At 57.7% G+C, this 22,924-nt stretch carries 19 protein-coding genes and 2 pseudogenes; 4 read left to right on the top strand and 17 right to left on the bottom strand.

Translation table 11 applies throughout. The features are described from left to right. Nucleotides 1-2: 2 nt before the first annotated feature. The 8 genes from ACIQU2_RS12820 to ACIQU2_RS12785 all read right to left on the bottom strand — a co-directional run bounded on the left by ACIQU2_RS12820 (nucleotide 3) and on the right by ACIQU2_RS12785 (nucleotide 8,934). Nucleotides 3-1,016, bottom strand: a complete 1,014-nt coding sequence (locus ACIQU2_RS12820) for an iron ABC transporter substrate-binding protein (protein ID WP_403141062.1) — start codon at nucleotides 1,014-1,016, stop codon at nucleotides 3-5. Nucleotides 1,017-1,351: 335 nt separating this feature from the next. Next, the gene (locus tag ACIQU2_RS12815) at nucleotides 1,352-1,909 is read right to left on the bottom strand and encodes a membrane integrity-associated transporter subunit PqiC (protein ID WP_403141060.1); all 558 of its coding nucleotides are present in this window, start codon (nucleotides 1,907-1,909) and stop codon (nucleotides 1,352-1,354) included. Nucleotides 1,910-1,926: 17 nt separating this feature from the next. Then, nucleotides 1,927-3,582 (bottom strand): intermembrane transport protein PqiB, encoded by a 1,656-nt coding sequence (locus tag ACIQU2_RS12810; protein WP_403141058.1) that lies wholly within the window; start codon nucleotides 3,580-3,582, stop codon nucleotides 1,927-1,929. Continuing rightward, nucleotides 3,563-4,219 (bottom strand): paraquat-inducible protein A, encoded by a 657-nt coding sequence (locus tag ACIQU2_RS12805; RefSeq protein WP_403141055.1) that lies wholly within the window; start codon nucleotides 4,217-4,219, stop codon nucleotides 3,563-3,565. The genes ACIQU2_RS12810 and ACIQU2_RS12805 overlap by 20 nt, the downstream gene beginning before the upstream one ends. After that, on the bottom strand, nucleotides 4,216-4,812 hold the full coding sequence (locus ACIQU2_RS12800) for a paraquat-inducible protein A (RefSeq protein WP_347806501.1): 597 nt from the start codon (nucleotides 4,810-4,812) through the stop codon (nucleotides 4,216-4,218). Before ACIQU2_RS12800 ends, ACIQU2_RS12805 begins: the two co-directional genes overlap by 4 nt. 227 nt (nucleotides 4,813-5,039) lie before the next feature. Further along, nucleotides 5,040-6,341 carry an FAD-binding oxidoreductase gene (locus ACIQU2_RS12795; protein ID WP_347806500.1) on the bottom strand — a complete coding sequence of 434 codons (1,302 nt, stop codon included), beginning with the start codon at nucleotides 6,339-6,341 and terminating at the stop codon, nucleotides 5,040-5,042. Continuing rightward, nucleotides 6,338-7,426, bottom strand: a complete 1,089-nt coding sequence (locus ACIQU2_RS12790) for a polyamine ABC transporter substrate-binding protein (RefSeq protein WP_403141052.1) — start codon at nucleotides 7,424-7,426, stop codon at nucleotides 6,338-6,340. Before ACIQU2_RS12790 ends, ACIQU2_RS12795 begins: the two co-directional genes overlap by 4 nt. Before the next feature lie 149 nt (nucleotides 7,427-7,575). Next, nucleotides 7,576-8,934, bottom strand: coding sequence for a glutamine synthetase family protein (locus tag ACIQU2_RS12785; RefSeq protein ID WP_282378368.1), 1,359 nt, complete (start codon nucleotides 8,932-8,934; stop codon nucleotides 7,576-7,578). Between the two features lie 161 nt (nucleotides 8,935-9,095). Here ACIQU2_RS12785 and ACIQU2_RS12780 point away from each other — a divergent pair, with 161 nt between their 5' ends. Next, on the top strand, nucleotides 9,096-10,019 hold the full coding sequence (locus tag ACIQU2_RS12780) for a helix-turn-helix domain-containing protein (protein WP_403141050.1): 924 nt from the start codon (nucleotides 9,096-9,098) through the stop codon (nucleotides 10,017-10,019). Between the two features lie 23 nt (nucleotides 10,020-10,042). Here the strand turns inward: ACIQU2_RS12780 and ACIQU2_RS12775 are convergent, their stop codons facing one another. Beyond that, the gene (locus ACIQU2_RS12775) at nucleotides 10,043-12,430 is read right to left on the bottom strand and encodes a DUF3772 domain-containing protein (protein WP_403141258.1); all 2,388 of its coding nucleotides are present in this window, start codon (nucleotides 12,428-12,430) and stop codon (nucleotides 10,043-10,045) included. A 226-nt stretch (nucleotides 12,431-12,656) separates the two neighbouring features. Between ACIQU2_RS12775 and ACIQU2_RS12770 the strand changes: the two genes are divergently transcribed. After that, entirely contained in the window at nucleotides 12,657-13,112 is a 456-nt protein-coding gene (locus ACIQU2_RS12770; protein WP_403141046.1) for a hypothetical protein, read from the top strand. Here the strand turns inward: ACIQU2_RS12770 and ACIQU2_RS12765 are convergent. From ACIQU2_RS12765 to ACIQU2_RS12755, 3 genes are read right to left on the bottom strand one after another with little or no spacing between them, the layout of a single operon-like run. Next, nucleotides 13,097-14,122: a DUF2955 domain-containing protein gene (locus ACIQU2_RS12765; protein WP_403141255.1), complete on the bottom strand. Its 1,026-nt coding sequence runs from the start codon at nucleotides 14,120-14,122 to the stop codon at nucleotides 13,097-13,099. The genes ACIQU2_RS12770 and ACIQU2_RS12765 overlap by 16 nt on opposite strands. Nucleotides 14,123-14,126: 4 nt before the next feature. Then, entirely contained in the window at nucleotides 14,127-15,266 is a 1,140-nt protein-coding gene (locus ACIQU2_RS12760) for an HlyD family secretion protein (protein WP_403141045.1), read from the bottom strand. Further along, complete coding sequence (locus ACIQU2_RS12755) at nucleotides 15,263-16,816, bottom strand: efflux transporter outer membrane subunit (RefSeq protein ID WP_403141042.1); 1,554 nt, start codon at nucleotides 16,814-16,816, stop codon at nucleotides 15,263-15,265. The genes ACIQU2_RS12760 and ACIQU2_RS12755 overlap by 4 nt, the downstream gene beginning before the upstream one ends. Nucleotides 16,817-16,935: 119 nt before the next feature. Between ACIQU2_RS12755 and ACIQU2_RS12750 the strand changes: the two genes are divergently transcribed. Both ACIQU2_RS12750 and ACIQU2_RS12745 read left to right on the top strand, forming a co-directional pair. Continuing rightward, entirely contained in the window at nucleotides 16,936-17,460 is a 525-nt protein-coding gene (locus tag ACIQU2_RS12750; RefSeq protein WP_403141039.1) for a transporter suffix domain-containing protein, read from the top strand. 164 nt (nucleotides 17,461-17,624) lie between these two features. Beyond that, nucleotides 17,625-18,145 (top strand): annotated as a pseudogene (locus ACIQU2_RS12745) (cupin domain-containing protein). 308 nt (nucleotides 18,146-18,453) lie between these two features. Here the strand turns inward: ACIQU2_RS12745 and ACIQU2_RS12740 are convergent. The 5 genes and pseudogenes from ACIQU2_RS12740 to ACIQU2_RS12720 form a co-directional block, all read right to left on the bottom strand. Next, a complete protein-coding gene (locus ACIQU2_RS12740; protein WP_403141037.1) occupies nucleotides 18,454-19,131 on the bottom strand; it encodes a dTMP kinase in 678 nt (225 codons plus the stop codon). 159 nt (nucleotides 19,132-19,290) lie between these two features. Beyond that, a pseudogene (locus tag ACIQU2_RS12735) lies at nucleotides 19,291-19,768 on the bottom strand (IS5 family transposase); the annotation flags it as partial. Between the two features lie 59 nt (nucleotides 19,769-19,827). Next, the gene (locus ACIQU2_RS12730) at nucleotides 19,828-21,240 is read right to left on the bottom strand and encodes an aldehyde dehydrogenase family protein (protein WP_403141034.1); all 1,413 of its coding nucleotides are present in this window, start codon (nucleotides 21,238-21,240) and stop codon (nucleotides 19,828-19,830) included. Between the two features lie 5 nt (nucleotides 21,241-21,245). Further along, the gene (locus ACIQU2_RS12725; protein WP_403141032.1) at nucleotides 21,246-22,295 is read right to left on the bottom strand and encodes a homoserine dehydrogenase; all 1,050 of its coding nucleotides are present in this window, start codon (nucleotides 22,293-22,295) and stop codon (nucleotides 21,246-21,248) included. Nucleotides 22,296-22,470: 175 nt separating this feature from the next. Continuing rightward, the gene (locus ACIQU2_RS12720) at nucleotides 22,471-22,908 is read right to left on the bottom strand and encodes an Lrp/AsnC family transcriptional regulator (protein WP_129444083.1); all 438 of its coding nucleotides are present in this window, start codon (nucleotides 22,906-22,908) and stop codon (nucleotides 22,471-22,473) included. Nucleotides 22,909-22,924: the final 16 nt, after the last annotated feature.

Raw genomic sequence — 22,924 nt, 5'->3', positions numbered from 1 at the left:
AATTAGAGCAGTCCCGCCTGAGTCATCAACTCCACGGCTCTTTTACTGTCGAGTTTTGAAGCATCGACTGTCGGCGCGTCGAGTTGCTGCAAAGGCACCAGTTTTGGATTGGATTCAGCGTTCTTGCCCACGGCGTATTCGAACGATTTGCCGGTTTTGAGGATGGCCTGGCCATCTTTACCGACAATCCACTTGAGGAACGCCTGGGCTTGTTCCTTGTGTTTGCTGGACGCCAGAACGCCGCCACCGGAGACGCTGACAAACGCGCCCGGATCCTTGTGTTTGAAGTAGTGCAGGGCGGTGTTTTTGCTGTTTTCGCCGGTCTTGGCCTGGTCGCCGAAGCTGTAATAGTGGTAGATCACGCCGCTGTCGATTTGTCCGGCGTTGACCGCTTTGAGCACGGCGCTGTTGCCCCGATACGCCGTAAAGTTGGTTTTCATCCCTTTCAACCACTCCAGGGTGGCGGCTTCACCCTTGAGCTCCAGCACGGCGGCGACGATGGCCTGGAAGTCGGCACCGGCCGGCGAAGCGCCCCAGCGACCTTTCCAGCTCGGGGCGGCCAGGTCCATCAATGACTTGGGCAGCTCGGCTTCGGGCAGTTTGCTCGGGTTATAGACAAACACCGTGGAGCGCGCGGCGATCCCCACCCATTTGCCATGGGCCGGGCGGTAAGCATCGCCGACCTGCTCCAGGGTGGCCGGCGCAACCGGTGCAAACAGCCCCGCGTTGTCGACCAGCACCATGGCCGGGGAGTTTTCGGTCAGGAACACGTCGGCCGGGGAGGCGGCACCTTCCTGCACGATCTGATTGCCCATCTCGGTGTCGTCGCCATTGCGCACGGTGACCTTGATGCCGGTTTCCTTGGTAAAGCCCTCGATCCAGGATTTGGTCAGGCTTTCGTGCTGGGCGTTGTAGACCACGATGCCATCGGCATCCGCTGCATACAGGTGACCGGCACTCAGCAACGCGGTGGCCAGCAATGCTGTTTTCAGGAAAGAAGGAAAAGGGGAATTCATGCGTTGGCAGCTCCAGTTTTAAAAATCGTGCGCGCAGACTTGGCAGAATCGACGGGGAAGGGTCGTCGATCAGTGTAGATCAATACGAATCATTTGCATGCTTAAGGCGCGGCAAATGTAAAGTGCCAAATGAGAAAAAAGCGTCAAAATTTCAATAGCAACGCATCACTTGTAGCAGATGGCGAAGCCTGCGTTCGGCTCGGGCCGCGTTCGGACGAAGCAGTCGTGAAATCAGACACTGCGGTCATTCAGTTAAACCGCGAGCTCAGGTTTGACGACTGCTACGCAGCCGAACGCAGGCTTCGCCAGCTGCTACGGATCGCGTTATGGCTTAATTAAGCCGATGGACACCCTTTTTGCATTCCGCCAGCGGCCTGGCTGATAAGCGCGGCGAGGCGTTTGACGTTGTTTTGTTGAGCCGCCACCAGTTCATCTATGGAAGCACCTGAAGGCGTCTGCAATGTGCTGCGGCAGGTGACCAGCGCAGCATCACCTTCGCTCAGATTGCGCAGGCGCCACTTGACGTCGATCAAAGCATATTGACCGGGAACCGAGTCGAAGCGCTGCACGTCCACTCGCACCGACAGGTTATGCCGGGGATTGGCGTTGACCATTTGATCGACCAGCGCGCTACGCAATTCATCCACCAGACTCGCAGCCCACCACTCGGTTTCGAGGATCGCCATGCCACTGTTACCTTGGCGAATGACGATCTGCGGACGATCGACCTGGGGCGGTACGCTGATTCCCTCAATCTGGATTTCCGCACCGCTGCTCCTCGCCGCAAGGCCCGGTTGAGCCGGAATCAGGGTGTGAAATTGAATCGGATCGCTGCGGCAAGCGGCGAGCAGCAACAATGCAGTGACCAAGCTGATCTTCAGCGGATAAACCATGAGTGATGCTCCTGTGGTCATTTGCGCGGCGGCCCCTGCAGGTCCATCGGCGCAGCATTGTCGGGACGACCGCGAATCAGCGATTCCGGATGCCGTCCCAGGTAATCCGAGAGTTCACGCAAGGAGCGCGACATGCGCCCGAGTTCGTCGAGGGTCTGACCTAATTGTTCACGTTGCGGCGAGTCTTCGGCCAAGGTCGAACTGGCCGATTGCAGGGTCTTGCTGACGTCCGCCAGGGTGGTCTGAACGCCGGGCAGGGTCTTGGCGTTGAATTGCGCCAGACCTTTACGCAGTTCGACGAGGTTGCTGTCCAGGTTGCCGGCAATGCGCTCGATCGGCAGTTGGTTGATCTTGTTGACCATGCCCTCCAGTTTTTCCTGTAATTGTTCGAGGCTGCCAGGAACGGTTGGGATAGTGACTGGACGGGCGGTCGGATCGAACACCACTTTCTCTGCTTTGGGGTAGAAGTCGAGCGCAATGTAGAGTTGGCCGGTCAACAGGTTGCCGCTCCGGGCCTGGGCCCGCAGACCGTTGTCGATGAAGGAGCCCATCAGCCGCACGCCCGCGGCTTCGTCGTTGGGGTCATGCTTCAAGACCTCGAGCATTTTGATGTGGGCCTGGCCGAGGCGTTGCGGGTAGATCATGACGCCGACATTGACCGGAAAACTGCGCTTTTTCGCGTCGAAATCCAGATTGACCGACACGACTCTGCCGAACTCTATGCCAAGGAATTCCACCGGCGCGCCGACCCTGAGCCCGCGCAAGGCCTGATCGAAACGCAAACTCAAGAATTGCCCCTTGCCACTGGGCGGGGCGAGGGCGGTTAGCTGGTCTTCGAACAGGTCGAAGGCTTTGTCCTCGGCGGCCGGTTGATCGTTAGGGCTGTATTCCGGAGCGCGGAAGGCGATGCCGCCCACCAGGATGGATGACAGCGATTCGGTTTTCACCGAAAAGCCGTTGGCGCCGACATTCACGTCGATCCCGCTGGCGTTCCAGAACCGGGTGTTTTTAGTGACGTAGGCATCATTGGGCGCGTGGATGAACACTTCGATGTTGACCCCTTTACCGTCGGCGTCCAGGGCATAGGCCACCACTTGCCCCACCGGAATCTTGCGGTAGTAAACCGGAGAGCCAATGTCCAGCGAACCGAGGTCCTGGGTGTGCAGGGTGAAGCGCTTGCCCGGCTCGCCATAGGTAATCGGCGGCGGGTTCTCCAGGCCGATAAAGTTTTTTGCACGAGCATTGGCCTGGCCGATGTCGGCGCCAATGTAGTCCCCGGACAGCAGGGTATCGATCCCCGACACCCCGCCAGCGCCAATACGCGGACGCACAACCCAGAATTGCGAGTCTTCGCGGGTGAAACTTTCCGCCTGCTTGGACAGTTTGATGGTGGCGTTGACGCTCTTCTGATCGTTGCTCAGCTCCACGTCCGAGACATGGCCGATCACCACGTTGCGGTATTTGACCTCGGTCTTGTTGGCCGTCAGGCCGCTGCCGGTTTTGAACGTGACGGTAATGGTCGGACCTTCCTGCATCATGGTGTGTACGACCAGGGAAATCCCCACCAGCACTGCGACGATCGGCACGATCCACACCAGCGAAACGCTGAAGCGGCGGGTCTTGACAGGGGCCTGGCCGGGGGCTTGCGGCCCGTCAGTGGCTTGCGACTTCATCCATGACCTCCTCGTTTTGCGGGTTTTTCCGCTCTTTATCCCAGATCATGCGCGGGTCGAAACTCATCGCCGATAGCATGGTGAAGACCACCACCAGGCCGAAAAACAGAATGCCCACGCGCGGTTCGATATCGCCCAACGCCTGGAACTTCACCAGCGCGGCTACCAGCGCGACAACAATCACGTCGAGCATCGACCAATAGCCGATCAGTTCGACGAAACGGTAAAGCTTTGATCTTTCCTTGCGCGCCCATTGGCTGTTGCGCTGCACGGTGACCAGCAGCAACGTCAGGGCGACGAATTTGATGCCCGGCACCGCGATGCTGGCGATGAAAATGATGAGGGCGATGTCCCAGGCGCCATGCTGCCAGAACTCCAGTACGCCGCTCATGATCGTGCTGTCGGCGCCACTGCCGAGCATGGTGGTGTTCATCACCGGCAGCAGATTGGCCGGGATATAAAACACCAGCGATGTCAGCAGGTAGGCCCAGGTCCGGGTCAGGGAGTTGATCTTGCGCCGATGCAGCGGCGCGCCGCAGCGTTCGCATTCGTGAGGCTCATCGGTCATGTCACAGGCCAGGCCGCAGCTGTGACACAAGCACAGGTTGAGTTCACTGGCAGTCGGTGGTGTGTTCATAGGATGTCCCACAGATCACGGATATCGCGCCCGGCAAGGCGGATCATCATCAGGCTGAGGACAGCCAGGGCAAACAGGCCGATACCCGGCAGCACATCGAGTAATCCTGCGAGTTTGAACACCGCCACCATGGCCCCCAGCAAGCACACTTCCAGCATGCTCCAGGGCCGAAGGGTTTCCAGCCAGCGCATGCAGAATCTGAAACCGGGCGAGCGTCGGGAGCCGAGGGCGAAGCTGAGGACCCAGATCAGCAGGAGTAGCTGAAAAATCGGCGCGATGATGATGGCAATCGCCGCCACCATGGCAATGAACGTGATCGGGCCATGACTCAGGGCCAGCACTGAATCCCACAATGTCGCGCTGTTTTTCAGGCCCTTTAGGCTGATGCTCATGACCGGATAGAAATTGGCGAAAATCCACAGCACCGCGGCGGTGAAGGTCAAGGCCAGTCGCTGCTCCACCGACAGGCCGTTATAGCGCTGAAGCACGCCGCCGCAGCGCATACACAGGGTTTTCTGATGTTTGGCGAGCGTGACTTTTTCATACACACAGTCGCAGTGCTCGCAGATGATCAGTGGGTCAGTCGTAGCCATAGGCTGCACTCGCCAGGACGCAGGGAAGTCAGAGCACTCCCTCAATATAGAAGCGCCTAGCGATTGAGCAAATTAAAAGGCTGTTCAATGGGATGCGGACGGACGGTGATCTCCTGTAGGAGCTGCCGAAGGCTGCGATCTTTTGATCTTCAAGATCAAGGTCAAAAGATCGCAGCCTTCGGCAGCTCCTACAGGGGAATGGCGTTTGATCGAAGGTAGGAGGGCGGTCAGCCGAGCAGTTCGCGCAGGCGATACCAGAACATGCCGAGGGCCAGCAGTGGAGAGCGCAGCATAGGCCCACCGGGAAAGGTCATGTGCGGCACGGCGCTGAACACGTCAAAGCCCTGACTGTGTCCGACGTGGATCGCTTCGCCCAACAGCTTTGCGCACCAGTGGGTCACGTTCAGGCCGTGACCGGAGTAACCTTGGGCGTAAAACACGTTGGGATGCTGGCTCAAGCGCCCGACCTGTGGGAAGCGATTGGCGCTGATGCCAATCTTGCCGCCCCATTGATAGTCGATACGCACGTTGGCCAGTTGCGGGAAGACCTTGAGCATATGCGGGCGCATGTAAGCTTCGATGTCCGCCGGATCACGCCCGGAATAATGACAGGCGCCGCCGAACAGCAAACGTCGATCTGCCGAGAGCCGGTAGTAATCCAGGCCGACTTTCTGGTCGCAGAGCGCCAGATTTTGCGGGATCAATTGCGCTGCCTGTTCGGGCGCCAACGGCTCGGTGGCGATGATGTAGCTGCCCGCCGGGAGAACCTTGCCGCTCAGTTTCGGTTCGAGCTCTTCCAGGTGAGCGTTGCACGCCAGCACCAGACTGCCGGCGCGCACCGTGCCGCCGGCACAGCGAACCTGCACCGTGCTGCCATGGATCAACTCCAGCACCGGGCTTTGCTCGAAGATCTGCACCCCTAAGGATTGCGCCAATAGCGCTTCGCCAAGAACAAGATTGAGCGGGTGCAAGTGACCCGAGCCCATATCGACGAGACCACCGGCATACACGCCTGAGTTCACCACCTGCTGCCGGATCTGCTCCGGCCCGACGAGTCGGGTTTCGTGGGCGTAACCCGATTCGGCAAGGCCTTGCTGCTCAGCCTTGAACGCCGCGAACTGCGCTTTAGTATTGGCCAGTTCACAGAACCCCCAGCGCAGGTCGCAATCAATCCCGTGTTCACGAATGCGGTTGCCCACGAGCGCTACCGACTCGACGCCCGCACGCTCAAGGTAGCGCACGCCTTCTTCACCGACATGACGGGCAAAACCGCTGACGTCATGGCCGATACCGCGGATCAACTGACCCCCGTTGCGCCCGCTGGCACCCCAGCCGATCCGTCGGCCCTCCAGCAAAATCACCGAGAGTCCGCGCTGCGCCAGTTCGATCGCCGTGTTAACGCCGGTAAAGCCGCCGCCGATCACACAGACATCGGCCTCAAGGTCCGCGGCCAGTGTAGGGTAGGGCGCCATTCCATTGGCTGACGCCGCGTAATAGGAGCGAGCATGTTCGTTGCTGTACTGGTTCATTGGTTGGACTTCACTTTGCTCCAGGAACGGGTCATCAAACGCATGATTGCCTGGGGTGGGGTGGTCGAAATGTAGAGCTTGTCGAGGACTGCCTGAGGCGGATAAACCTCAGGATTGTTGACCAGCTCTGGGTCCATGTCTTGCTTGGACGCCGGGTTCGGGTTGGCGTAACCGACTGACGCACTGACCTTGGCAATCACTTGCGGATCGAGCAGGTAATTGATGAAAGCATGCGCCTCTTTCTGGTTGCTGGCGTCTGCGGGAACCGCCAACAGGTCGAACCACAAGTTACTGCCTTCCTTGGGAATCGCGTAGGCGATGTTCACGCCGTTCTTGGCTTCCTTGGCCCGGTTCGCGGCCTGGAACACATCACCCGAGTAACCGAAAGCCACGCAGATGTCACCGTTGGCCAAGTCCGACACGTACTTGGAGGAGTGGAAGTAGGTGATGTAAGGGCGGATGGTCAACAGCTTGGCTTCAGCTTTTTTGAAGTCTTCAGGGTTTTCGCTGCGCGGGTCCATGCCCATGTAATTGAGAACGGCCGGGAATACTTCATCGGCCGAATCCATCATCGACACACCGCACTGGCTGAGTTTCTTCAGGTTCTCCGGTTCGAAAAACACGGCCCAGGAATCGATGCGGTCAATGCCGAGCACTTGCTTGACCTTGTCGACGTTGTAGCCAATGCCGTTGGTGCCCCACAGGTATGGGACCGAGTGTTCGTTGCCCGGATCGTTTTTCTCCAGCAGCGCCAGCAGTTTCGGGTCGAGGTTCTTGAAGTTGGGCAGCTGCGAACGATCGAGCTTCAGGAACGCGCCGGCTTTCACCTGGCGAGCGAGGAAGTGGTTGGACGGCACCACCACGTCATACCCGGTGCGGCCGGCGAGCAATTTGCCCTCCAGGGTTTCGTTGGAATCGAACACGTCGTAGATCACCTTGATCCCGCTTTTCGCCTGGAAGTCGACGAGAGTGGTCTCGCCGATGTAATCGGTCCAGTTGTAGACGCTGACGGTTGGCTGGGCCTGCGCAACGGCGCTGAACAATAACGCCAGGGCGACCGGCACCACGGATTTCAATAGACGCATTCGACACCTCTTATAGTTATTGGATTCTTCCGGAGTTTCTTTGGTGTTCTTGCGGCCTCATCGCGAGCAAGCTCGCTCCCACAGGGGAATGCATTCCAAATGTGGGAGCGAGCTTGCTCGCGATGAGGCCCTCACGGGCAGCGCAGATCTCAGACGCTGAGCAGCAGGAACTCTCGCTCCCACGAGCTGATCACCCGTTTGAAGTTCTCGTGTTCGGCACGCTTGACCGCGACATATCCGCGGACGAATTTGCTGCCCAGATAACGCCCGATGGTTTCGCATTCTTCCATCTGCGTCAGAGCGTCTTCGATGGTGATCGGCAGGCGCAGGTTGCGGCGTTCATAGGCACGACCCTGGACCGCAGCACTCGGTTCGATGCGCTCGACCATGCCCAGATACCCGCACAACAGGCTTGCTGCGATCGCCAGATAAGGGTTGGCGTCGGCGCCCGGCAAACGGTTTTCCACGCGCATCGCGTCCGGCGTTGAAGTCGGCACACGCAGACCCACGGTGCGGTTTTCTTCGCCCCATTCGACGTTCACCGGCGCCGAAGTGTCCGGCAGGAAGCGACGGAACGAATTGACGTTCGGCGCAAACATCGGCAGCACTTTGGGGATGTACTTTTGCAGGCCGCCGATGTGATGCAGGAACAGCTCGCTCATCTGCCCGTCGGCATCGGCAAAGATCGGCTGGCCGGTGGCAATGTCCACGACGCTCTGGTGGATATGCATGGCGCTGCCGGGTTCATCGCCAATCGGTTTGGCCATGAAGGTCGCAGTGACGTTGTGCTTGAGCGCCGCTTCGCGCAGGGTGCGCTTGAACACGGTGATCTGGTCGGCCAGATCCAGTGCGTCACCATGACGGAAGTTGATTTCCATCTGCGCCGGGCCGTCTTCGTGGATCAAGGTATCGAGGTCCAGACCTTGAAGTTCACACCAGTCGTACACGTCTTCAAACAGCGGATCGAATTCGTTGGCAGCGTCGATGGAAAACGACTGACGACCACTTTCCGCACGGCCCGAACGACCCAGCGGTGCCTTGAGCGGCAAGTCCGGATCTTCGCAGCGCTGGGTCAGGTAGAACTCCATTTCCGGCGCGACAATCGGCCGCCAGCCTTTGTCGGTGTACAGCTGCAGGACTTTTTTCAGCACGTTGCGCGGTGACAGCTCGATCGGGTTGCCGAACTTGTCGAAGGTATCGTGAATCACGATAGCGGTGGGCTCGATGGCCCATGGAATCACGTACACCGCGTCGGAGACGGGCTTGCACACCATGTCGATGTCGGCCGGATCGAGCAGGTCGTAGTAGATGTCGTCGTCGACAAAGTCCCCGGTTACCGTTTGCAAAAGCACACTTTCCGGCAGGCGCATGCCTCGCTCATGCAGGAACTTGTTGGTGGGTGCAATTTTGCCGCGTGCGATGCCGGTCAAGTCGCTGACCACACACTCGACTTCGGTAATCTTGTGATCTTTCAGCCACGTGAGCAGCTGATCGAAAGGGACATTCATAAAGACCTCGTTATTGGTTTTATTTACGCCGGGGAGGCTGGTTTCATCCACCACACACTTCCCCTGTGGCGCGTTGACGACTATCTTGGGCGAGCCTTGACGTTCCATCTATCCACTTTCAGCAGCACCAAAACGCACCAAACGAGTGCGTAAGGTCACCCATGACAACCTGCAACCCCCTGCAAGTCCAAGCGTTCGACACCGCCGATGTAGCCGAGCAAATCCGCGCCACACCGGGTTGGGTGCAGTATTACCAGCAAATGTCACCGGGGCATTTCGCCGGGCGCGTGCGCTACCTGGACCTGCAAGGCGTAGAGATTTACGAGGAACAGATGAACACCCGGGTCGAGCAGAATTTCAGCGCGCCCGAAGGTGCGCTGGCGTTCTGTTTCGATCGCAGCGACAACGCGCTGTACGTGTTGAATGGCGAAAGCCGCAACATCTGGATCACCCCGGAGAACTACCAGGAAATCGCCGTGGTGTTCGGTCCGGAGTTCGTGCAGCGTCACGGTTTGAATGTGGCCAGGCTGGAAGGTCTGTTCATGGCGCCACTGAACTCGGGACAGAACGCATTGTTCAGTCGCTGGCTCAGCGGGACGTTGACCCGACTGGCGCAGACGCTCGATCCGCCGAGCAAGGAGGCGTTGACCCAGCAGTTGCTGGAAGACTGCCTGTACATCCTCGACAACGCGTGTATTTGCCTAGATCGCGGAGGTTTACAGCGCCGCGCCGAAGAACGTGCAGTGATGAAACGCATCGGTGAATGGGCGGCTGACACCCCGGAAGAGACCCTGAATCTGCTGGAGCTTTCGCAAATTGCCGGGGTTTCATTGCGGCAGTTGCAGCATGCATTCAAGGCTTATACCGGGATGACCCCGACCCTTTGGCTGCGCTTGCGCCGACTCAACAGCGCACGCCGCGAATTGCTCAGTCGCACAGCGATGGACACCACCGTTGCCGAAGTAGCGATGCATTGGTCGTTCTGGCATTTGGGCCGATTTTCCAGCAGTTATCGCGCGTTGTTCAACGAACTTCCCAGTCAGACGCTTGCCCGCAAGCCCTGTGGCGCAACAGGTCGCGGGTAAGCCTGGGACAGGTCAGATGGGCGTCACGCAGGAGGGACCGGCTTGGCCAATTCGATGCCGGCCGCACCCAATCGCTTCAGGATTTCAAAGAGCAGATCGCTCTTGGTCGTACTGACAATCCGTGGGCTGCTGACATAACCGGTGATGGTCAGGGTGATGCCTTCAGGGCTCAGATTGCTGAATCGGACAACGGGGGCGGGTTTGTCGAGGATGGTTTCATGTTCGCAATAGGTGGTGTACAGCAGGGTTTTGACTTGTTCGGGGTCGATATCCAGAGGGAACACCAGTTCGAGTGTGGCCACCCCTTGGGCGCTGCCGCCCATGGTCACATTGCGCAGGTTCTGGGAAATAAGCTGCGAGTTGGGCACGATCACGATCGAGCGATCACTGAGTTGTATCTCGGTGGCCCTGACATTGATCCGCCGGATATCGCCTTCGACCCCGCTGATGCTGATCAGGTCGCCGACCTTGACCGGTCGCTCGGTGAGCAGGATTAACCCGGATACGAAGTTCTTGACGATCTCCTGCAAGCCGAAGCCGATCCCCACCGACAACGCACTGACGATCCAGGCCAGATTCGTCCATTTGACGCCCAATGAAGACAACGCCAGCAGAATGACCAGCGCGTACCCGATATTACTGAACAGGGTGCTCAGCGACGCCCCCATGCCGGGGTCCATATCGGTTTTCGGCAGGAATTCGTTATCCAGCCATCTGCGCAGCGATCGAATCAGATAAATACCGATCAACAGCGCGAGGACCGCATTCAACAGATTGCCCGGAATAATATTCAGCTTGCGCAGGCCATCGCCGCCGAGGATGGCTGAAACCCTGTCAGTCAATTGTCCAAAGGTCGCTCCAATCCCCCCCACAAACGTTGTAATCACGGCAATTAGCAGTAATGCCGCTCTGCCAATACCCGACACAACAACCTCGATTTGTTCAAGCCGTACGTCGCCGATACCCAGCAGCTGTTTGATCGTTTTGCCGCTTGGGTGCTTTGGCGAAAACAGGTAATCACACAGGTCCTTGAACAACTGCGTCAGCAAATAGAAGCTGGCAATAACGATATAGAGCCAGACAATTTCGTAAGTGATGAATCGGGCCAGGGAGATGTAGCCAACCAGCAGGCCAAAAATCGAGATCAACATGGCGATACTGACGCCGGTATAAATCAGTCCCGCCAGCGTAGTACCTGACTCAGGGTGTTCCCCGGCAATGACCATCGCTCGGCGGGTTTTACTGACGCGTAGCAATAACGCACCCATTATCAAGATGACGACTAATGACACGACGCCCCGGCTGAACAGAACCACCTGCGAACTCATACCCGTCGCATTGGTGACTTGTACCAGCGAGATGAGTATCAGCATTGATCCGGCCAGCAGCGCCGGAAAAGGGCTTATTGCAAGTGCTACTTCATCGGCGATGCCAGGCAACCGCCATGAGGGATTGCGTTTAGACAGGAGGGCCCTACTCAGACCGATAATCAGGGCGCAGGCGTAAGCGACTTTCTCGACATCGTCGAAGTAACCTTGCAGTGGCTGAGGTAATGGTTGAAGCCAGGTAGCCGCCGCGGAGATGAGCTGGATTGCGCAACCTGCGCTCAACATCGTGGCAAGTACCGTCGCTATCGCCAATGAACTTCTGCGCAGACGACCTTCCGGTACTCGATGGATGCAGATCCATGTCAAACCACGCTCTGCCAGCCTTCGCCCCGGCGTCCAGAAGGCCAGGGCCAGCAATAACAACGTGACCGTCGCGGCACGCCGGCCGGGTTGCCAGACGGACTGAATGGCACTGTTGGACTGGTCAATCAAAAACGTCAGACGGTTTTTATCTTCCTGCAGTGGAGAAAATAGCGGCAACCAGAACCGGGGGCTGAGGAAGCTGGCGGTGCGCTGGGCCAGTTCGGTTTCCAGTTGGGTACGCCGAATGCTGGCAATCTGAGTGATGAGGTTAGTCGCGCCTTCTTTGATGGCCAGCAGTATGTTGAGATCGTTATCCACCTTGTCTTTTTGAGCAGTGAGATAAGACCTCTGTTTCACGAGATCGGACTTCTCCATGGCAACGCTGGTGGCAGATGCCGTCCCGAGCACACTGAGTTGTGCTTGCAATTGCGCCTGCTCGGGAAGTAACACCGCCGCCAACTTGTCCGCATCACTGAAGAGCAACTGAACGTTGTCCTGAAAGCCTATCAACTGGGTGTAGTTACTGGTCAGTGACACTTGCTGTTTAAGGTTGTCCAGCCTTAATTGCAGTGCTTCCAGATCGCTTTTTGACACCGTAGCGGGAGCGCTGGCCTCATCGTTGCTTGACGTGTTGGGTAGTTCATCCGCCGACAGCTCGCCGATGTTCGCCCCCATCAGCGCGAACACAACGAATATGAGTAATTTCAATGCAGGACGCAAAGGCATGCCTCCAGCGGCTTTAGCCATTCAGGTTAGGTCATGGCATGTGCTGGCGCGAAAATTAGTTCCGCACGCTGACCACAAATAGGGAAGGGGGCGGGTGAGAAGGGGTGATCTACAATCTTTTATGCTGAACCACGCTCAGGATCACGAGGTGTGACGTATTGAGCGGTCTGTCTACCGACCCAGTGTGCTTGCAGAGTGCCGGGCCCTGTCGGAGGTCATCATGAAAAGGTTGTCATCCATTAGCCTGTGCATCTCACTGTCGGTTTCCTGGACCCAGGGGTGGGCGGAAACGGTCGTGCCGATGAAAGGGCAGAGTTCGCAACAAACCCAAGTGGACATCACCGATTGCCACAACATCGCGGCCAGTCAGAGCGCCTCGGCTGCACCGCCTCCTAGCGGTGGAAGGCTGAAGGGGGCCGCGGTGGGCGCTGCCGCCGGTGCGGCGGGGGCCCAGGTGCGTGGACGTCAACATGACGAGTTTTATGATCGTGTCGACGATGACGCAAAGCAGGACTATCGCCAGAATCGCGCCAAGGAAACCGCCGCGGCAGGAGCGGTCGTCGGAGGCTCGCGTCAGCGTCAGGAGCGGCGGGCGCAAGAGAAAACCAGTGCTTCGACCAGTTCTACCGCCTATACCAGCTGCCTGCAGGGTAAGGGGTATCAGGTCAACCCTTGAGCATTTTCCTGCCGTTGTTCGAGCAGATGGACCATCAGGCAGGCATACAGCGTCACGAGGATGAACAAGCCCATGCGGATGGCGAACGCTGTGTAAACGTCCTTGCCTGCTGCGCTGTCCTGTACCGACTGACCCAACAGGATGATCAGCGTGATCAGCGTATTGAGCCAAAACCCCGTGGTAAACCGCGTCGGGCTCAGGGCATACAGCTTGCGCGCCAGCACCAGGCCGAACAGCAACATCCACAGAAAGAACATCCACAGATGCACAAACAGACTGAGGGCGCTCCAGAACAGGATCGCCAACAGGCCTGCGAGCAAGGTTGAGCCGAGCAACTCGCGACCGGCATTGCGGGCGCTCGTCGTGGAGCTTTGCTGACCGAGGCTGACGGCCTTGAGGATGATGGGCAGATAACCGGCCGGGTCGATCAGTGCCAGCAGGAATGTCGGTAACACGATCAGGGTTGCACGCAGCGCAACCCGACTGGCTTCCTCGGCCGGCAGGGGTGGGGCCGCCGGCGGGGAAGGGGCATTGGGTGGATCCGGGAATAACCCATGACTGAACGCCACGACGACAACGGCGAGCAGCAAACCCTTGACCAGTGCGCCGATGACCATCGCCGCCAGATCGAATTCGGCGATACCGGCCGAGGAAATCATGGTCAGGCCAATCACCAGGAAGGTCATGATTAAGGTGTTGCCGCCGCGCAGGCCAAAGCGGAAGACCAGGAACAGACCGACGCTGATCAATAGCACGCCGCTGATGGGGTAATAACGCAGGACCGGGATCAATAGCAGGCCGATGCCGGTGGTCAACATGGCGGCCAGTGCGAGAACCAGTCCGGCCTTGAACGGCAGCGGGCGATTGACCGAGGCCAGCAACAGCAGGCAAAGCACCGGCGCCATAAAAGGAATCGGCAAGCCCAGGCCGAAACTGGCGGTGAGGCACAACGCTGTACCGGTGGCCAGGCGCATTGCGCGTTGATCCCGCGGCGTGCGCCGAGTAGACATACCCTTAATAGGCATAGCTCAGCCAGCTCATGAACCCCACAAACACGCGGCCGAGTGGGTTCAGCGGATTGCCCTCGGTGGGGAAGGCCATGACTTCGGCCTGCCCACCGGCACGGATCCCCCTACTGTCACGCAACGTGTTCAATGAGTCTGGCGAAAACTCGATAATGACCGGGAAACGCTGGGCCGGACGCAACCAATCGCGGCTGTTCTGCACGCTGGGCAAGGTGCCAGGCGGGGGGGGCTGCCCCACGCTGACGCCGTAACCCACGCTGCGCACGCGCCCCTCGAAGACCTCGCCCGGCAGAGCATCCAGAACAATCGAAACCGGCGTGTCGAGCTTCACCAGACCGAGGTTGTTCTCGGTCATGTCCGCACTGATCCACACATCATGAATGGCGATCAGGGTCATGACCGGGCTACCGGCAGCAGCGAATTGCCCAGCGTCAGTACGCAGATCCGTAATCAGTCCGGCCGAGCGAGCGCGAATCTGCGTGTTGGACAGATCCAGTTCGGCTTTGGACAACGCCGTGGCGGCACTGCGCAGCAAGGCGTTGTCTTCCTCGCTGCCACCTTCCTGCTCACGCGCTCGCTGCACTTCGGCGCGGGCAGCGGCGACCTGACTCACAGCCTGTTCGCGGTTGGCGCGAGACACTTCGAGCAGCCGTACGGAAATGGTGCCGGGGTCTTCGCGATACAAACCCTCAAGACGCTGATTGTCCTGGCGCGCCTTGAGCTCATTGGCCTGTGCGGCCCGCAAGTTGGCTTGCGCCGAGGCAATGCCGGCGGTGCTCGCACCGATCTGTCGGCGGGTCGATTCAAGATCGGCACGTGCACGGTCGACGGTAATCTGGTACGGCTGAGGGTCCACCTCGAAAAGGATTTCGCCGGCCTTGACGTCCTGGTTATTGCGCACGTTTACCCGGGTCACGCGGCCTGCCACTTCCGAGGCGACCGGAATCACAAAGGCACCCACCCGGGCCTGTTGTGTATAGGGTGTGAAACGATCCGCCAACAGGTACCAGGTCAGACTCAGGAGGATCAGTAGGAGGATCCACTTGATGCCTTTTTTCGCCGGGTCGGCAGCCGGTGCTGGTGCCTGGGCGACTGGGGGCTCGGACGTGGAAGGGGCGGTTTCACTCATTGGTCTTTTACCTTGTAAGACATTGGAATGGCAGGCTGTGCAGGGGGGGGCTCTTTCAGCAGATCGCCCCAGTCAGTGCGTTTTTCCATTTGCTGGCGGGTGGTTGGATCAACTTTCGGCTGGGCGCTGTACCAGCCACCGCCCACGGCTTTGTACAAGGCAATGACATTACTCACGGCATTGCTGCGGGCGACCAGGTAATTGTCCTGTTGTTCGAGCAAGGCACGCTGCGCATCCAGCACCCGCTGGAAGTCCGAATAACCTTCGCGATATTGCGCGCTGGCCAACACCAGCGAACGCTTGGCGGCCACTTCGGCCTCACGCAGGATGCGTTCGCGCTCCAGGGATTTGATCAGGCCATAGGCCGCATCGTCCGCCTCGCGTGCCGCCTGGCGAACCTTGTCGCGGTAAGCCTCGATCAGCTGTTGCAACCGCGCATCCTGCACGCGCACGTTGTTGCTGATCTGGCCGTGATCAAACAGATTCCAGCGCAGACTGGGGCCGCCGATCAAATCCAGATTCCGGGGCGTGCCACTGAGCGTGTCGGTTGACCAGACGATGCTGCCCAGCAAGGTCAGCGACGGATAGAAATCACTCTCGGCCACACCGATCAGCGCTGACTGGGCAGCGACATTGAGCTCGGCAGCGCGCACGTCGGGCCGACGCAGCAGCAGGTTGGCCGGTACATCTTGCAACACGGCACGGTCGACCAGCGGGATCAATCCCTCGTACTCGAGCAGTTGCGGCAGTGCGCCGGGCGGCTGACCAATCAACACCGCCAACGCATTGCGGGTGCGCTGGAGCTGATCTTCGAAGTTGGGGATGGTGCTCAACGTGCCCAAGTACTGGGTTCTGGCTTGTTGCAGGTCGAGCTCGGCAGTTTGGCCACTGTTGAAGAGCTTTTCGGTGATCTCGAAGTTGCGTTTTTGCTGTTTGGCGTTTTCCCGGGCGACGCGTAAACGCGCTTCGGTGGTGCGCAGCGAGAAATAGGTATCGGCCACTTGTGCGCGCAGCAGTACGAGCACGTCGTCATAGTTGGCCTGGGCGGCGAAGTAGCTGGCATCGGACGACTCGATGGCGCGACTGAACCGACCCCAGAAGTCCAACTCCCAACCCACATCGAACCCCGCGCTGTGTTGCCAGAAATGGCTGTCTTGCGGGTTGGTCCCGCCGGATTGCCTGCGGTTGAAGTAAAGACTGTCGACACTGGCTTGCTGCAGTTGCGGGTAAAGACCACTTTGAGCAATGCCGAGTTGGGCGCGGGCTTCCATGACGCGCAGGCCGGCGATTTTGAGGCTGGAGTTGCGTGCATCCGACTCGGCAATCAAGTGATTGAGGACCGGATCGGCGAAGACTTGCCACCACTGACGAATGTCTGGGTTCAGGCTGCGTTGGCTGGATTGCTCGAGGGCAGGGGTGCTCCAGTGTTTGACCCATTCTTCGCTGGGCGGCTGGAAGTCCGGCCCAAGCCGTACGCAGCCACTGAGGCCAAGTACGCCAAGCAGCACGAACCGGCCAGGCCAATTCAGCAGGGTTGTACCTGGATGCATTACGCATTTCCTGACCAACACAGATCACTGGAGCATAGCCGTCCAAATGGGCACACGGCTGCTACGCTTTTTTAAGCGTCATCAAATCTACTGTGATCTGTTAGAAAGGTACGATGATTATGAATAACACCCCGGGTGTTGTTGAACCCCATTCAGCCGGTTGGCGCTTTAAGTTGGGAATAGTCATTATCTGCTTGATGCTGGGTTCCTGGCTGTTGGTGCCACTCGCAGCGGCAGCCGATGTGCCGGGTTCAAAGATCGCTGCACTGACCGGCGTTCTGTTCATCAGCAACAAAATCCTGCTGATTCTCGCCATTGCCATCATGGGCAAGTCCGGATTCCAACAGTTAAAACGCAGCCTGTTCGGTTATGTGTCCTCACTTGCACCTAGCACGGAAGTTGAAGTGAGCCCATGGCGTCATAGAGTTGGCATCGTGATGTTCTTTGTGCCGCTGATTTCCTCCTTTCTTGAACCCTACATCGACAGCATTTGGCCAGGGCTCAGACCCAACCTCTGGCAAGTTCAAGCGCTGGGTGACGTCATGTTGATCAGTAGCTTTTTCGTATTGGGGGGGAATTTCTGGGAGAAAGTGCGCGCCTTGTTTATTCGCACCGCTCGTGTCGCAAACACAAGTGCGGCGTGAATAACAACAGTGGGCGAGGGTAGTGAGTACTCGTGCGTTCAAGCACTAATGGCTAGCTCTACTAAAGAGCTATTTAGCATAGTTATTATTAATCGTGCGCCCTATAACAATATAAAATATGTATACATTGCTCGCTATTTTAAAGGCTGGAGGGCTCAATAAGCATGACTACCAACACCTTTGATAAACACATCCCCAGCGCTGAGGCTGTAGTCGCAGCACTGAACCTGGACCACATGGAAGGCTGTTTCTACCGTAGAACCTTTCAAACCGATCACCACACGATGGTTGAGACCGCTGGGGGCCGGCGCTACCTGATGACATCCATTTACTACTTGCTGACCAAGGATTCGCCGATAGGTCATTTTCATCTGAACCAATCGGACATCGTGCATTACTACCATGTGGGAGATGCGATTCAGTACAGCCTGATTTTTCCGGACGGCACATTAAAAACGGTTGTGATGGGCAGCGACATAATCGCCGGACAATGTCTGCAGTTGCATGTACCTGGTGGCGTCTGGAAAGCTCGCAGCTTACAAGCGGACTGGCGGGATACGGCCTGATCAGCGAAGCGGTTACACCAGGGTTTGATTTTGCAGATATGGCGTTGGGCATACAGCAGCAGCTTACCGAGCAATTTCCCGAACACGCGGAGCTGTTTGAGAAGCTGATGGGAGAATGAGTGGCTGAGGCGATTTGATCGCTGCCAAATCTGCGTGCAACCGGGCTAATCTCGAAACACCTTGTTACGTGTAATGTATATTATGTTAAATGATGTGTCAGGACGGAACTTTTACCAAAGGTTCTTTTAAGCTACCAATCCCGATCCCTGTTCGAGCCAACCCAATACCCCGGCTCCAGCAATCGACACTCGAAACGTCTGATCATGTAAGACCCACCCGGGCAGCTTCGCTCAGAGTTCGTTGACAGGCACCCAGATCAAAGCGTCAGCCGGCTACCGCTGCGGCGACAAACAGCCCTTCGATCCTGCTAACGATCTACATCTACGGCTATCTCAACCGCATCAAGACCGGCGCAGCGAACTTCGCCTACGGGGCATCGAAGGACTCTATAGATCTCAGAAATCACCTGCATCGTTGCGTCTTCGATCGTTCCTTCATTACGGCATAAAACCCAGCCGTGATCTGCAATCGCTCGCTCGAACGCCTTGGTACAAGCGACATGTTCTTCCAGCTTATGGATCACAGTACTGCTCAGCCCACGCCGTCGTGCCGCTGCCCTCGCCCATGAAATATCAGGGGCGGTGACAACCCCAACATGCAGGTCTGGCACTCGCACGTTTCGATCAATGTTCAACTGTAGAATCTCTGCAAACGGGACTATCCGGCGAAATGCGGCATCAGACGGGTACCAGCGATCGATCAAGATGATGCTGCCTGGTGGCTGTTTAGCCAGCACGTGGTGGGAAATCCATGTACGGCTATCAGCAAAGCGCTCACAAACCTCCAACTCCAAATCCCGGGTGGGATTTCTGACGAGTTTGTTAACGAGGGTCATTGTTTCACCCCTAAAGGGATCGCTTTTTCTCTCGCAAAGTCGGATCACCTTTTTGTTGTCTGCCCTCAGTACTTTCGTAACGGCCTCCAACAGTGTGGTTTTGCCGGCTCCTTTGGGCCCATCTAGAGAAACAAACAGCGGACGATTCATTCTTCACATAACGATTGATATACGGTTTTTTTGCCCGGTTCGTTCGCTGGAACCGCTTGGCGCGACTACGCGAATCGAGTGGAGGGTCCTTATGAGCAGACATTGATGAACACTCTAACCTGATTTCTGGCTAACGGGTCTCAAAATCCAGGGTTACAGCCGCTTATCAACATCTCCGGTGTAACCCGCATCCCCGCACACGTAAGTTTCCTCGCCGTGCAGTAACTGATCGACCTGTGTCACGTCCGCTACATTTGCTGCGATGCACCAAGCCGGATTCGGCGTCGACGCCGATGTGCGCTTTCATCCCGAAGAAATATTGGTTTCCTTTCTTCGTCTGATGCATTTCAGGATCGCGTTTACCGTCCTTGTTCTTGGTCCAACTCGGCGCATGAATGATCGTCGCATCGATAACCGTGCCGTGACGCAGCAGCAAACCACGATCACCCAGATTGCCATTGATAACCTGCAAAATCCGGCCCGCCAACTCATGTTTCTCCAGTAGGCGCCGGAAGTTGAGGATCGTGGTTTCATCGGGAATTCGATCCAGATGCAGCCCCGAGAACTGGCGCAGGATCGTGGTCTCGTAAAGTGCTTCTTCCATCTCCGGATCGCTGTAACCGAACCAATAACGCATTGGGGAGGTGACAAAACCGACCCAACGCCATACGACCCGATACAGTTGCCGCGCATCGACTAGCGCAACGTGTTCAAGCACACCACCTTGGGCTGAGTCATTTCCTCATAGGCAAATCGCACGCCTTCCCGGCCGAGGCTACCGTACTTCGAACCGCCAAACGGCATCGCATCGAAGCGGTAGTCGGAAGAGTCGTTGATCATTACCCCTCCGGCTTCGATCCTTCGTGCGGCGCTCATCGCCGTTGCCAGATCATTGGTGAAGATCCCCGCATGCAGGCTGTATTCGGGTTCATTGGCCAAATCGATGGCTTCGTCGAAAGACTCAAAGCACTGCAATACCACCACCGGAGCGAAGACTTCATTGCGCCAGAGTCGACTGGCGTGATCGACATTTTCCAATACGGTGGCGGCATAGCACGATCCTTCACGCCGATGGCCGCAGAGCAACGTGGCGCCCTCTTGCAAGGCCTCGTTCACCACTTGCTCGGCATTCTGCGCGGCTTGCGCAGTAATCATGGGGCCGATATCGGTGTCGGCCCGTAATGGATTGCCGACCACAAGCGCACGGGTTTGACTGACAAAACGCTCTCGGAACGCTTCATAAATCGACGCCTGAATCAGCAAGCGCTGGGTGCCTACGCAGTTCTGCCCCGCGGCCCAAAACGCTCCGGACACACAACTCTCGACAGCCGCCTCAAGGTCGCAATCGTCCATGACGATTACCGGTGCATTGCCGCCCAGATCCATAGCCAGCTTCTTCAACCCAGCCGTGCGGGCGATCTGCTCAGCGGTGACGAACCCGCCGGTGAAGGAAATCATCCGCACCTCACGCGCGGCGACCAATGCCTTGCCCAGTTCCGCGTCGCCGGTGGCCACTGTAACCACTGATTCAGGCAAGCCTGCTGCGACCAGATAAGACACCAGTTTAAGCGCCGACAATGGCGCGAGTTCGGATGGTTTGAGAATCACCGCGTTACCGCCCGCAATGGCCGGTCCGAGTTTATGCGCCACCAGGTTCAACGGATCGTTGTACGGCGTGATCGCAACAATAAGACCCAGAGGTTCACGGGAAAACCAGCCCTGACGCGATTCGGAACCTTCATAAGCGTCAAAAGGCACCACCTCCCCGGCATTGCGCCTGGCCTCCTCGGCCGACAGCTTGAGGGTGTTGACGCAACGCTTGACCTCCTTTTCCGCCTGTTTGAGGGTCTTCCCGGCCTCGTCGACGATCAGCCTGGCAAACACATCGGCATCACGTTCGATGTTGATTGCGGCTTGCTCCAGAATTCGAGCCCGACGATGACGCGCTAACGCGGCGCACGCTAGTGCACCGCTGCGTCCCGTCTCCAACAACTGCGGAACTTGCGACGCACAGACATTTGTTACGCTGCCGATGACGGAACCGTCATAGGCGTTAAAGACTTCAATGGGCGGCTCCATGACATTTAGAACCAGGCGCGATAATTTCACAGGCGTTACTCCTGGTTGCGTGCAATGGATTGATGAATGCTGATGATGTCGGAGAGCAGCGCAAACGCCGTTTCCGTACGCCCCGCTCCCGGCCCCGAAATTGTCACCGCACCGAGCAGTTCGCTGGTAAACGACACCGCATTGGTCGCACCGCCAACACTGGCCAGCGGATGGTCATTGTTCAACAGCCGCGGTTCGACATTGGCACTGATCGAGCCGTCGGCATGGCGCACTGCCGACCCGATCAGCTTCCAGCGAGCGCCGTCCTGCCGGGCTTTTTCGATGTCGCCAAGGCTGAGGGATGAAATGCCGCTGCACGTGACGTCGCTGACAGTGAGCTTGGCATCCAGCAGTTCGTTGGCCAGGATCACCACCTTGAGGCGCACGTCATGCCCCTCGACATCGGCTGTCGGGTCGGCTTCGGCGTAGCCCAGTTCCTGAGCCTTGACGACGGCCTCGGCAAACCTAAGGCCGCCTTCCATACTGGTGAGCACGAAGTTGGACGTGCCATTGAGAATGCCTTCAAAACCGACAATGGAACTACCGGCCAGCGCCTGCTTGGCCAGACGAATGACTGGCGTGCCACTCATCACCGAACCTTCGTACTCAAACGCGACGTTGTTGCGTCGAGCCAGTGCTTTGAGCTCGCTACCGTGCAAGGCAATGGGTCCCTTGTTGGTGGTGACGACATGCTGGCCACCCTCTAGCGCCCAACGGCAGAACGAAGTTGCCGGCTCACCGTCTACCGGGTTGGTAAAGGTGGCTTCAACAATGATGTCCGCTCCGGAATCCTTGATCACCGCTTCATTAAGGGCTATGACATCGCCACTCGACAGTTGCGCCATTGCACCTTTGACTGCCGGTAATTGGGCAAGCACATTGGCGTCCAGCCCTTCGCGGCCAATCACCGAACCAAGAAACAAGTCAGTCACACCGACAATTTTCAGTGTGAAACCCAATTCTGTCTTCCACTGTTCGTTACGTTCGGCAATCAGTTGAGCCAACGCCCGGTTAACACCGCCAAAGCCAACCAGCGCCAATTTGTATTCAGTCATTTTGTTATGCCCCTGATCCAGGTGATGGGTTGTTGAGTACTAGGTTAGGGGTGAGGCCAGGGCAGTGAAATAGGCCAATTTGCTCTATTTTGTGGGCGTTTTGACCAGAGCCAGAGCAAAGCTTCAGGCGTAAAAAAAGCCAATACAGGTTGGCTTTTGGCTGCACGAAAAACGGCTACACGACAGACGACAATACGAAGGAAGTCACCGTGTTTTCCACGCCGGGCAATGCGGCAATTTCGGTCCAAACCTTGTGCACCCGCTGTGGGCTAGCCGCGCCGACCCGCAGCATCAGGTCGAACTCGCCGCTCATCACATCGCACTGGAGGACTTCTGGAATTTCCCGCAGCGCTTGCAGTACATCTGCGCCACGCATCCGGTCGTAGCGGTAAACGAAAATCACAGCGTTGATGTTCGAAGCGGCTTGTCGTCCCTCCCCGGTTTTCACCGTATATCCCTGTATTACCCCGTCGCGTTCAAGTCGTTCGATGCGCTGACGTACCGCATTGCGTGACAGGTTGACCTTGGCTGCCAGCTCGGCATGTGCAGCCCTGGCATTGAGCTGCAGTTCCGCGATGATGTGTTCATCGAGAGGGTCCAGAATTCGCTTCACTTGGCCTCCTGTTTCC

Source organism: Pseudomonas sp. NPDC098740, assembly GCF_044760065.1.
Lineage (GTDB): Bacteria > Pseudomonadota > Gammaproteobacteria > Pseudomonadales > Pseudomonadaceae > Aquipseudomonas > Aquipseudomonas rossensis.
The sequence above is the reverse complement of the archived record's forward strand: the minus strand, read 5'-3'. Positions and strand labels throughout refer to the sequence as shown.